The sequence below is a fragment of the Deltaproteobacteria bacterium genome (assembly GCA_016874755.1).
In the GTDB taxonomy this organism is placed as follows: domain Bacteria; phylum Desulfobacterota; class Binatia; order UBA9968; family UBA9968; genus DP-20.
Genome location: VGTH01000046.1, coordinates 1 through 11,454 on the forward strand (window position 1 = coordinate 1; position 11,454 = coordinate 11,454).

Annotated in this window: 12 protein-coding genes and 1 pseudogene; 5 read left to right on the forward strand and 8 right to left on the reverse strand. The window is 58.8% G+C overall.

Features of this window, described 5'->3' with window-relative positions; all coding sequences use genetic code 11:
- Positions 1-21: 21 nt before the first annotated feature.
- Positions 22-1,149 (reverse strand): hypothetical protein, encoded by a 1,128-nt coding sequence (locus tag FJ145_21725; GenBank protein MBM4264028.1) that lies wholly within the window; start codon positions 1,147-1,149, stop codon positions 22-24.
- 59 nt (positions 1,150-1,208) lie between these two features.
- The gene (locus FJ145_21730) at positions 1,209-2,180 is read right to left on the reverse strand and encodes an NAD(P)-dependent oxidoreductase (GenBank protein MBM4264029.1); all 972 of its coding nucleotides are present in this window, start codon (positions 2,178-2,180) and stop codon (positions 1,209-1,211) included.
- A gap of 163 nt (positions 2,181-2,343) precedes the next feature.
- Between FJ145_21730 and FJ145_21735 the strand changes: the two genes are divergently transcribed.
- Complete coding sequence (locus tag FJ145_21735; GenBank protein ID MBM4264030.1) at positions 2,344-3,327, forward strand: hypothetical protein; 984 nt, start codon at positions 2,344-2,346, stop codon at positions 3,325-3,327.
- 154 nt (positions 3,328-3,481) lie between these two features.
- Positions 3,482-4,315, forward strand: a complete 834-nt coding sequence (locus FJ145_21740) for an SDR family oxidoreductase (GenBank protein ID MBM4264031.1) — start codon at positions 3,482-3,484, stop codon at positions 4,313-4,315.
- Positions 4,316-4,410: 95 nt separating this feature from the next.
- Here the strand turns inward: FJ145_21740 and FJ145_21745 are convergent, their stop codons facing one another.
- The 6 genes and pseudogenes from FJ145_21745 to FJ145_21770 form a co-directional block, all read right to left on the reverse strand.
- Positions 4,411-5,052, reverse strand: a complete 642-nt coding sequence (locus FJ145_21745) for a 1-acyl-sn-glycerol-3-phosphate acyltransferase (GenBank protein MBM4264032.1) — start codon at positions 5,050-5,052, stop codon at positions 4,411-4,413.
- A gap of 1 nt (position 5,053) precedes the next feature.
- Positions 5,054-5,995: pseudogene (locus FJ145_21750) on the reverse strand (phosphatidate cytidylyltransferase).
- Positions 5,992-6,600, reverse strand: coding sequence for a CDP-alcohol phosphatidyltransferase family protein (locus FJ145_21755; protein ID MBM4264033.1), 609 nt, complete (start codon positions 6,598-6,600; stop codon positions 5,992-5,994). Before FJ145_21755 ends, FJ145_21750 begins: the two are co-directional and overlap by 4 nt.
- A 32-nt stretch (positions 6,601-6,632) precedes the next feature.
- Positions 6,633-7,043 (reverse strand): zinc ribbon domain-containing protein, encoded by a 411-nt coding sequence (locus FJ145_21760; GenBank protein ID MBM4264034.1) that lies wholly within the window; start codon positions 7,041-7,043, stop codon positions 6,633-6,635.
- 21 nt (positions 7,044-7,064) lie between these two features.
- Positions 7,065-7,964: an N-formylglutamate amidohydrolase gene (locus FJ145_21765; GenBank protein MBM4264035.1), complete on the reverse strand. Its 900-nt coding sequence runs from the start codon at positions 7,962-7,964 to the stop codon at positions 7,065-7,067.
- Complete coding sequence (locus FJ145_21770) at positions 7,945-8,652, reverse strand: hypothetical protein (GenBank protein MBM4264036.1); 708 nt, start codon at positions 8,650-8,652, stop codon at positions 7,945-7,947. Before FJ145_21770 ends, FJ145_21765 begins: the two co-directional genes overlap by 20 nt.
- Positions 8,653-8,816: 164 nt before the next feature.
- On the opposite strand from FJ145_21770, the gene FJ145_21775 reads away from it, so the two are divergent.
- The 3 genes from FJ145_21775 to FJ145_21785 are packed head-to-tail and all read left to right on the forward strand — an operon-like array spanning position 8,817 to position 11,425.
- Complete coding sequence (locus FJ145_21775) at positions 8,817-9,587, forward strand: 3-oxoacyl-ACP reductase FabG (protein ID MBM4264037.1); 771 nt, start codon at positions 8,817-8,819, stop codon at positions 9,585-9,587.
- A 9-nt stretch (positions 9,588-9,596) separates the two neighbouring features.
- Positions 9,597-10,427, forward strand: a complete 831-nt coding sequence (locus FJ145_21780) for an alpha/beta fold hydrolase (protein MBM4264038.1) — start codon at positions 9,597-9,599, stop codon at positions 10,425-10,427.
- Positions 10,424-11,425 (forward strand): ABC transporter substrate-binding protein, encoded by a 1,002-nt coding sequence (locus FJ145_21785; GenBank protein ID MBM4264039.1) that lies wholly within the window; start codon positions 10,424-10,426, stop codon positions 11,423-11,425. Before FJ145_21780 ends, FJ145_21785 begins: the two co-directional genes overlap by 4 nt.
- Positions 11,426-11,454: the final 29 nt, after the last annotated feature.

Genomic DNA, 11,454 nt, shown 5'->3' on the forward strand with positions numbered 1-11,454 from the left:
CTCCTTCTCGGCTTGAGTTGGTTATTTTTTTACCGGCGATTTCAGGACCGTTTGCAGCTTGTTTTTCACATCGCTCGGCATGCCGAGGAACTCAGTGACCAGCTTGGTGATCTGATTGCCGATCAGCGGATCGATATCGAGCCGCGCCTTGTCGGCATCGGCGAGAAATCCTTTGTCTTTGAATACACGCGCGAATCCCGCTTCCAAAGCCGCGGCGCGGTCCGCTGGCGTTGCGGGCGGCAGGACGTAGACCTTGCCGAAGTCGTTGGGCGTGCTGGTCCCGTACTTGAGCAGCAGTCGCTGTTCGTCGGAGCGGGCGATCTGTTGGATGGTCGGCACATTGGGTACGATTAGATCCTTTAGCGGTTTTTCCGTGAGCTGAGCGAGAACCACCCATTCGCCGCTCTTGACCTTGTCCATGGAGGTCACTTTGGACGACGTCCAGGTGTTGAAGAAACCATCCACCTCGCCGCTATCCATTGCCAGGCGCACGTCGGCCGTGCCTTTGTAGCCGGAAACGATTTTAAGATTGGTATGGAGTGCTTCACGGACCAGGATTGGCGCATGTTCCACCGTCGAGCCTGGGATGGCGCCAATGCTGAGCTGCTTGCCGTTCTCGCCGCGCACATCGTCGAACTTGGTGATGCCCGTGCGTTTCATGGCAATCATCAGGTAGCTTTCGCTCACCGGCACGGCCAAATAGCGGAACTTGCCCATGTCGAATTGGATCGATGGCGCGCCGAAGAGCTGTTCCAAAACGATCGGCCCGGAGATATTACCGACTACGGTGCCGTCTTTGGGCGCGGCGTTGTAAACATGGTTGGCGGCGATGATGCTGCCCACTCCCGGCATGTTGTCGACCAACACGTTGGGATTGCCGGGAATATGTTTCGACAGATGGCGCGCGATCACGCGGGAGTATTGATCGTAGCCGCCGCCGGCCGAGAAGCCGACAACGATGCGCAGGGTTTTGCCGCGATAGAACTCGGCCACGGCTTTTTCATCGAAACTCGCTTTCGGGGCCGCCGGCTGAGCCGCATGCAGCACCTGAGCGAACCATAGCGAACTCAATATCAGTACGAACAAACGCCTACTCGTTATCAATCTGTCACCCCTGCAGTGATCGTTTTCGGTTACACCCGTCTTCACACGTCTCTTGGTTAGTTAGACGAAACGATTAATTGCGGCTTCAGTCGTAGGGGAATGAACTAGAGGTTTTCGAGCCTCTTGAGTGTCGCACCATAGTCCTCCACGGCTTTACCGATGGGATAGTCGGGCTCATAGCCCAACTGCTCCTTGGCGCGCGAGAAGTCGCTCGACAAGCGTGAGTCAGGATAGGGCATGGGGTTCTGGGTGCGGGCGATCTCGATGTTGGAGCCGGGGAAGGCTTTGCGGATCGCTTGGACGATGTCTTCACCGCTGACCAGGTCGTTGTTGCCGATGTGGAACAGCGTGTCTTTGAACTTGTCTTTCATCACAGCCAGCACGGTGCCTTTGGCGGCGTCCTTGCCGTAGAGAATCTCGGCCGGGCCGTAGGGCCAGCTAATTTTGGCCGACTCGCCTTTCACCGCGGCGCGGATCATCTGCTGGATGGCGATCTCACGGGTGGCTTTGAGCGCCGCCGGCGACGGCCCGTAGAGGCCGCCGGTGTAGCGCAGGCAGATAAACTCGAAATCATAGCGCTTGGCGTAGGCGCGTCCCATGAACTCGCAGCTCGCCTTGGTGGCGGCGTAGACCGACGGCGGATTCATCGGTATGCTCTCGTCGATCTTGGTGAGTCCCTCGCCGAGAGAACCGAGATAAACCGTCCCAGAGCTGGGAAACACCACGCGCTTCACCTTTTCCAGCCGGGCCGCTTCGAAAACATTGATCGTGCCCATGAAGTTGAGCCGCACGCCGCTATAGGGCCGGCGCTGCACCTCTTCGCCGAGGAAGGCGGCGAGATGAATGATTTGATCGCAGTCGTTGTCGCGCAGCGCCGAGATGATCGCCGGCAGGTCCATCATGTCGCCGCGTACCAGCGTTACTTTGCTCGGGTCGACCCCGACGGCGTTGAGCAGCCTCTCATTGAGCGCAACATCGAATATGACCGGGCGCTCGCCGCGGTCGAGCAGCATACCGACCGCATAGGCACCCACCAAACCTGTGCCGCCTGTGACGAGAATTCCCTTGCCTGCCATGATGATAGCCTCCGTCAGCCGTGCTTCTAATATATCAAATGGGATACTGAGTCAATGAGTCTTCTTTCCAAACCGGAGGGAAAAATCTCGCAGGTGGTTGACTGGTGGATTGATTTAAGGAATATGGCGCCTGCTACGTCCAAAGTTGTAGGAGGTGTTTTCGATGCATCACACGACCTTGATATTGGCTTTGACCCTCGCGGCTGCACTGACTTCCGCGGCACACGCGCAGGAGCGGCTACGATTGGCTTGGGCGGGGTTTAGTCCGACCAACAGTCCCATCTGGGTCATGGAAGATCGCAAACTATTGCAGAAGCAGGGCGTCAATCCGGAAGTCATCGCCATCAGTGCCAGCCCGACCGTCCTTCAGGCACTGCTGGCCAATGAAATCGACGCCGCAAGCGTTTCGGTCACCACCCTCACCAGCTCCAGACTGCAAGGCGCAGACACCGTGATGATTCTCGGCGTCGTGCCGACCTTTGTCGACCACATTATTTCGCTCTCTAACATCACGAGAGTCGAGCAGCTGAGGGGAAAGGTCGGCGGCGTCAATCGCCTCGGCAGCACCTCAGATCTCGGCCTGCGGCTGGCCCTGCGCAAGCTCGGGATCGATCCGGAAAGAGACGTCAAAATCATTCCCGTCGGCGGCAATCCGGAGCGCTTCGCCGCCCTCTCCAAGGGGCTCACCCAGTTCACCATCATGCCGGAGCCGTTTCTCACCCAAGCCGAAAGATTGGGCTTTCGCAGCCTTTATCCCGTTTCGGAGCTGAAGATCCCTTTCTGGTGGAACGGCATCCTCAGCCGTGAAGCGATTATCAAGGCGAAGCGACCGCTATTGCTAAAGCTGACCCGAGCGATGTCCGAAGCCATCCATATCATCAAGACCGAAAAGGAATACGCCAAGGGTATCTTCCAGAAAAATCTCCGCGTCGCCGACCCCGAAGGACTCGAACGCGCTTACCTGACCTACGCGGCGATCTTTCCCGAGATCCCCTATCCAACGGCGGATGGCGTCAAAACCATGCTCGACGATCTGGCGCCGCGCAATCCCAAGGCGGGCAGCGCCGACGCCCGAACCTACATCGACATGACATTGGTCGGCGAGTTGGAGAAATCCGGCTTCTTCAAACAGCTTTACAAGAGATAAGTCACCGCGACGGCCGCCCGCGGATGCTTCGAAGCGACGGTCACGCGCGGCGCTCGCTTTTTTTTGCTTCGATCATGCCCCAACGCGCGGTTGCATTATTTTCACAGACTAGGATAAGTGATTTAGAATTTGCGCAATCGAAGGAGATCCGCCCATGGCAGAAACTATTCTAAGAGACGAACATGACATGCTCCGTCCCGGACTGGGGCGCTTGAAAGGCAAAGTGGCGATCGTCACCGGCGCCAACAGCGGCATCGGCCGCGCCACCTCACGGCTGTTCGCCCGCGAAGGGGCGAAAGTAGTTTGCTGCGATATCCAGGAGACGATATCGCCGCGCATCGATGAACTCATCAGGGAAAAAGAAAAGGGCGAAGCGCTGTTTCTCCACTGCGATGTCACCAAGCAGGAAGATTTGGACAACGCCGTCAAGAGCGCCGTCGAGACCTTTGGCAGAGTCGACATCCTCTACAACAACGCCGGCGCCGGCATTCGCAAGAAAGTCCACGAGCATACCGACGAAGAGTGGAACTTTGTCTTGAACACTAACTTGAACGCCATGTACCGCGGCGCCAAGGCGATAATGCCGACCTTCATTAAGCAAGGCAGCGGCAGTATGGTCACCACCGCGTCGACTTTCGGCCTGCTCGCCTCACCGGAATATCCCGGCTACTGCGCCACCAAGGCAGCGATCATCAACTTGACGCGCGAGATGGCGATTGACTACGGCCCGCTGGGAATTCGCGTCAATGCCGTCTGCCCCGGCGCCATCGAGACGCCGCGCTTCCGCGGCTTCCCGCCCCGGCCGACGTTGGGCGAAGGTATGACTGACGAGCAACGCGCCAAGATGGGCGCCAGCAACAAGGCCATGAAACGCATGGGGCGGCCCGAAGAAATCGCCTACGGCGTGCTGTTTTTAGTCTCCGACGAGGCGTCCTTCGTCACCGGCCACGCGCTCGTAGTTGACGGCGGGCAAACCATCGCGGTGTAGGGAAGACGGTTGCGAGTTTTGGGTTTTGGGGTTTCCGGTGGACAACTCGGAACGCAAAACCCGGAACTCGAAACTCTTTGTGCGCCGCCCGTCGATCACTCCCACGACGGGAAGTTTCCCTCGCCTGCCAACTGTTTCATGCGCTCATCGAGCTGATGCATAAACCCACGCCGATCGCTGTTCCACAACAGCGGCTCGCCGACAAAGACGTCGCAGAAAAAGGGCACCAAGATCGCTTCACCTTTCGGCAGCGCCTTACCCAGGCCGTGCAGGAATACTGGAACAATTGGCACCCGCGGATTTGCCTCGGCCAATCTGGCGATGCCACCTTTGAAACTCTGCAGCTGCTCCGGCTCGCCGCGGCTGCCTTCTGGGAAAATGATCAGGAGCTTTCCCGCGGCCAGGGCATGGTTGCAGGGCGCCAGGGGGTTGTCGTCGCCGCGTTGCACGGTGCGCTTGATCGGCAAAATACCGACAACCTGCAGCGTGAACCAAGCAAAGATTTTCGAGCGAAGAAAATAGTCCATTGCCGCCACCGGATGGAGCTTGGGCAAGAGCCGCAGCGGAAACAGCGTCATCAGCACCATGGTATCGAGATGGCTGTTATGATTGGCGACGATCACCGCCGGGCCCTGCCGCGGCAGCCGTTCGCGATGGCGGACATTGATACCGAGGACAATCCAGACGAGTACGCGAATAAAGACGCCATAGAACAAAAACCGCAGGAGGGTTGCCATCTCAGTAGTGCAGGTAGTGAATGAAATGAAAAAACAGCGGCGCCGTGTAAGTGAGGCTGTCGATGCGATCGAGAATGCCGCCATGGCCGGGCAAAATGTTGCCAGTGTCCTTCAAGCCGATATCGCGCTTCAGCGCCGAGATCGTGACGTCGCCGACAAAGCCGGCGCAGCTGATCAGCAAGCCGGCCACAAGCGCCATCTGTCAGCGCAGCGGTGTCAGCCACCCCGCCAGCACAACAGCCAACGTCGCTGTCGTCGCGACGCCGCCGAGAAAGCCCTCCCACGTCTTGTTGGGACTGACTTTGGGAATGATTTTGTGGCTGCCGAACAGCTTGCCCCAACAATATTGCGCGACGTCGTTGAACTGGGTCAGGAACACCAGGTACAGAACCAAGCCGGCGCCACCGGCCAGCGGGTTTTTCGATTCCGGCAACACGAGCAGATAAGCAATATGGCTGATGCCGAACACCAGCGTCATGATGCCCCAGTGGAGCGTGCCGGCGGCGCGGAGAAACTCTTTGGTCTCGCCGATCAGCACCATGCGCATGGGCAACAACAAAAACACGTAGACCGGAATAAAAACAATGAACATGCCGTACCACGCCTGAGCCACCCAATAGTATTGGATGGGGATGGACAGATAGGCCCAGAACAACACGCGCCGATCGGCGCGCCGGGTCGGAATGATGGTCAGATACTCTTTGAGTGCGAGAAAGCTGACGAAGGCGAAGAACACCACCGAAACGCTGCGGCTCAGCACGATCGCCAAAGTAAAGAGCGTGACGATGATCCACCAGGAGCGAATGCGCTGGACAAGCTCGCCATAGTCTTTCCCCGGCGCGCGCAGTCGCAAAAGTATCAAGTAGAGTGAGGCGGCGATCAGGATCGCATAGAGCCCGGCGAGGGATGCCAAGACGTTGGCACTCACACCCAAATAACTCACGCAGCCTCCCGCAGCGCGTGCCGCGCCCGGTTGAAAATTGTCAGCGTCAGGAGCAGCAACATCGCCATCATGGCGTAGTCGAACCCGCGCGCCGGCAAGATTTCCAGCCCCATCAACAAACCCACGAGCCCAAAGACGAACGCTCGGTCACTCCTACCCATCGGCCCGTCATAGCAACGCGGCGCGCCGATCATGACCGCCAGCACGCCGGTCATCTCGCTGAGAATAGCAAGGGTCACCACCGCAATGAGCCAAGCTGGCTCGATCCCCGGGAGAAACCCTAGCGGCAGATAGAGAACCGTATCGGACAGCACGTCACCCAGCTCGTTCAGGATCGCACCGAGCGAGGATTTCATGCCGTACTCGCGCGCCAGCATGCCGTCGATTGCATTGAGGGCCATGCGCGCCAATAGCGCCAGCGGCAATAGCAGTAGTGGCCAACGCGCCGCCGCGAACCACGCGATCGACAGACCGAACGCGGCCGACAGCAAGAGCGCGGCGACCGTCACCTGATTGGCGGTGACGCCGGCGTGGGCGAGAAAAGCCAGCGCGGGCCGCAACAACGACTGGAATCGGGGTTTTAGCTGATAGACGGAGACAACCATGTTCGGAACCCCGCCCGCTGTGGGCGCCAGCTCTACAAATAACCGACTAGCTCGGCCCAGTGCTTGACCAACTGGCCGCGGCCGTGGCTCAGGTAGAGGCCGATCTGGGCGATCAACGCGTAGGCGATGGCAAATTGCGCCAAGGCATAACCGGCAATGGTGAACTGCGAGATGCTAACGAGGCCAACGCCAAACTGAGAGATCATCAGTCCGCCGCAGGCAAACTGACCGATGGCGATGATACCTCTGGCCGGCACCGGCATGCGATTCGGACGGTACTTGAACGAGACATGGACAAGCGGCCAACCGAAGAGCTCGCTCCGCGATTTGTATTCGAAACCCCAGCCGTCCCACTTTGCCCGCGCCGGCATCGGTGCCCCGCAGTTTGGGCATGATGAAGCTTGCTCAGAAATCGGCTGGTGGCACTCACGACATGGGGTCATATACACCCGCTGTGTATGCAATCACGGTACGGTCGCGGTTTTTGGCTCCGCAGTCCTTCGGTTCATGGGCAAATAGTTCTTCACGAAGACGGTCACAGCACTGGCAACGTCGCTAGCGGTACGCTCAAGAACCGCGCGCTGGCGCAGGTTGGTGCCGAACTCGAGCTGTATGGCGTCCACCCCGCCGGCCTTGTGGCTGCCGTAGTTCTGCACAATAAACCCGCCAACGTAACGCTGCTCTTTGTCCGATGAACCGTTGGGAGGAAAGACCTTGTAGCCTTTCTCAGCCAATTGACCGGTGATGCTCTTACTGCCGCTCACAGCTTCCTGGCCGAATTGGCCGACTAGCGTCTGTACGGTCTTGCCGTTATTGGTGCCGCGAAAAACAGCTTCGGGATCTGCGCCTTCGCCGTGAATGTCGAGCAAGATCCCCCTGCCCCATTCCATGCGCACGAATTTGCAGGCCTCGCCCAGCGCGTCGTGATAGGCATCGTAGTACAGTTTGCCGCCGTCGGATTCGTACGCTGCGTGGCGCGCCCGGTTGGCGTCGACGTATTTGCGCTCGAAGCGGGCCACGACCAAAAACGGCTTTGCACGAAAGGTATGGGCCAGCTTGCCCGCAACGGCTTCGGCCAACTCGTCGGTGCGCGTATCCCGGCCGGTGACGAACTGCGGCACGCCGACGCCGCGCCGTTGTGCCACTCCCGCCAAAGGCTCCCGCCCACCGTGGGGTGCGGAGATAATGATCGGCAACGTGCCCGCCCAAACGGTTAAGAATTTTTCGCCTGGATTCGGCTCCGCCGCTGCGAGCAAAGCCGGCCAGTAGGCGAATAGGACAAAAACTAGCAGGTTCGGCCGACTGGAAACATGAAAGCGGCGGAGCTGCGCAAGCATCAGTCTATTATTTGGCCTGCGGCACATGCTCGCGCAGCTTTTTCATAAATTCCGGCGCAAACGGCTCAGCCTTCAACTCTTGCGCGCGCTGCGCTTTGACCCAGGCCTCGGAGTAACGCTCCTGGTCATACAACGAAATCGCCCATTCGCGCCAGCCCACCGCGAAGTTCGGATTGTTTTCCAAACACTCGGTGAAGTATTGGTTAGCTCTGATGAAATATTGCGCGCGATCGAGCTGGCGTGCGGCGGGCAGGCGCGCGGCATATTCCGAAGTAACCGACCCTAGATCGGCCAACAGCGCCGGCCGCTGCGCCGGCTCGTCGATCAACTGGCGCGCGCTTTCCAACTGCTCAGCGGCTTCGAGCAATTTACCCTGGTCGCTCAGGACTGCGCCGAATCCCCAGAACGACTGATAGTTTTTCGGATTCAACAACCATGCCTGATTGAAGCGCCGCATGGCGACGTCGAACACGCCGCGCCGCGCCGCGATCCAACCTTCGAGCGCCAGCGCGCGGCTGGCCGCGTTGCGATTGCCATAACGCAGCGACGACTCGCGGACAAACACGTCATCGGCTTTCTTGAGCGCTTCGGAGCGAGCCGTGGACGGCTGGCCGTACATTGGCAGCTTATCGGTGGGATCGTCCTGGGCCCGGGCGACACCGAGTAATGCGAAAAATAAGATGATGATGAGAATCGCACCACGAGCACGAGTCACGATTCCCACTCCCGTCCTTCGTGCGCTTTGTGGTGAGTGAATAGACAAGGCGTTCATACGCGCGGCATCATAGCACTTAAATTTCTGCAAATCGCCACACCTCGCCTTGACTCGACAAACTTTTAAGGGCTATTTTGCTGCCAGCCAGAACCAAGGAGAACGTTATGATTGAAGGACTGAAAGATAAGGTCGTCATCGTCACCGGCGGCGGCCACGGCATCGGCCGCGCCTATTGTCACGGCTTCGCCGAAGCCGGCGCGCGCGTTGTCGTCGCCGACATCGATCAACCGGCGGCGGAAAAAGTTGCCGGCGAAGTGGTCAAGCAATTCGACGGCAAGGCGCTTGCCGCTAAAGTTGACGTTGCCAACGAGCAATCGGCCAAGGACATGGCGACGCTGGCGCTCGACAAGTTCAACCGCATCGATGTCTTGGTCAACAACGCGGCAATCTTCTCGACGATTCCGATGAACCGCGGCGGCATCGACAGCATCGACCCCGATGAATGGGACCGCATGATGCGGGTCAACTTGAAAGGTCTGTTTTTCTGCAGCCGCGCCGTGCTGCCGACCATGCGCAAGCAGAAATCGGGTAAAATCATCAACATCTCGTCGGGCACCGCGCTCAACGGCAGCGCCGGGCGGATTCATTACGTGACCTCGAAAGCCGGCGTCATCGGCTTCACCCGCTGCCTGGCGCGCGAAGTCGGCGACGACAACATCAACGTCAACGCCATCGCGCCGGGCTCGACCTTGTCGGAAGAGAATCCCAGCGAAGAAGTGCTGAAGATGCGCGGCGCGCGCTTGGCCGATCGCGCCCTGAAACGATTGCAATTGCCCAAGGACTTGGTCGGCACCATGCTGTTCCTGGCCTCGCCGCTGAGCGATTTCATGACCGGCCAGACCGTCGCCGTCGATGGCGGCGTCTCTTTTCTCTAGGAAGGTTCGATGGCGGCGTACCAGCATCGAAACATTCTCGTCGGCGACATCCGCACCCACTTCCTCGAGGCCGGCAGCGGACCCGATTTGGTTTTGCTGCACGGCGGCGAGTATGGCGCCTCGGCGGAGATTACTTGGCGCCACAACATCGACGCGTTGGCACAGCGCTTTCATGTCGTTGCACCCGACATTCTCGGCTGGGGCCAAACCGACAAGCTTTACAGTTTTTCCGATCCGGCCGGTTTGCGCATCAAGCATTTGCAGCGTTTTCTCGAAGCGCTTGGCATCGGCAAAGCCTACTTCGTCGGCAACTCAGCCGGCGGCGGGCTCGTACTGCGTGCATCGGTGCGAAAGCCGGCGCCGCTGCAGATTCTCAAAATGGTCACCATCTGCGGCAACGCCAGCGTGTTCAAGACCAACTCCCAGGCCGATCTGGAAAACTACACACCTTCGTTTGATAACATGAAAAAGATCGTCGCGTTGCTCTACCACGACAAGAAATGGCAGAGCGAAGAAAACATCCGCGAGCGCTACGAGGCGTCGATTATTCCCGGCGCCTGGGAGACGTTATCCGCGGCGCGCCTGCGCAGCCCAGCGCACCAGGTGCGCTCGACCACCGACGAGTTCGTCCGGCAGCTCTCGCGATTGTCGATTGCGTTATTGATCATGTCCTGCGACCATGACCCATTGAACCAAAGCGACTGGGACGTTAACTTTCAAAAGATCGTGCCAGGCTCGCAGGTGCACCGTTTTAAGCACTCAGCGCATGAGCCGCAGATCGAAGAGACCGAGGAGTTTAATCGCGTGCTGACTGAGTTTTTACTTGGAGGTGAAAAATGATCCGACCGATCCGATGGATCGGACCGATCGGTCTGATGTTCTTTGTGATGTTCGCAAGCGTCTGCCACGCCCAGCAACTCACCCGCCTCAAGACCTCCTACAGCGCGCTCACCGCCAACATGGCGGCCTATTGGCTCGCCAAAGAAGCCAAAGTTTTCGAGAAGCACGGGCTCAGCGTTGACGTTGTGCTGATCGAAAGCGGCGTCACCACCGTGCAGGCGCTCACCGCCGGTGAAACGCAGATTGCCATGGGCGGCGGTACTGTGGCGGTCAGCAGCAATTTGGCCGGCAGCGACATTATCTCGATCTCTAGCATCGAAAGCCGCATGCCCTATGCGCTGCTGACGCAGAAGGAGATTCGTTCCTTCGAGCAACTGAAGGGCAAACGGCTGGCGGTATCGCGCTTTGGCAGCGCCTCCGATTTGGCCGCGCGGCTGATTCTGCAACGCTATGGCTTAGTGCCTGATAAAGAGGTGACGATTCTTCAAACCGGCGGCACCAGCACGCGCCTTTCTGCGCTGAGCAAAAAGAGCGTCGATGCCACGGTGCTGACGCCGGAATTTTTCCAAGTGGGCAAGAAGGGCGGCTTCACGATCCTCACCGACCCGACGCAGTACGATATCCCTTTCCCGCAGCTCGAGGTGATCACGACCCGCTCCTATGTAAAAGCGCAGACCGACATCGTGACCCGCTACATGCGCGCCATCGTTGAAGGCATCTACATGGTTAAACAAAACCCGGAGCCCTCGATTGCCGCCTTGAGAAAGTATCTCAAAATCGACGACCGCGAAGCGCTCGAAGACGTCTACAAGCTCTACAAAGAGTTATACCAGCCGATTCCGCATGTCTCCCCCGCCGCCATCCAAACCCAACTTACTTGGATGGCGGAAAAAGATTCGCGCGCCAAAGCCGCCAAGCCCGAGCAGTTCATCGACGGCACGATCATGCGTGAGATCGAGAAGAGCGGCTTCGCGACGAGACTCTACCAGCAGAAATAAGCTGTAGGGACAGGTCGCGACCTGTCCCT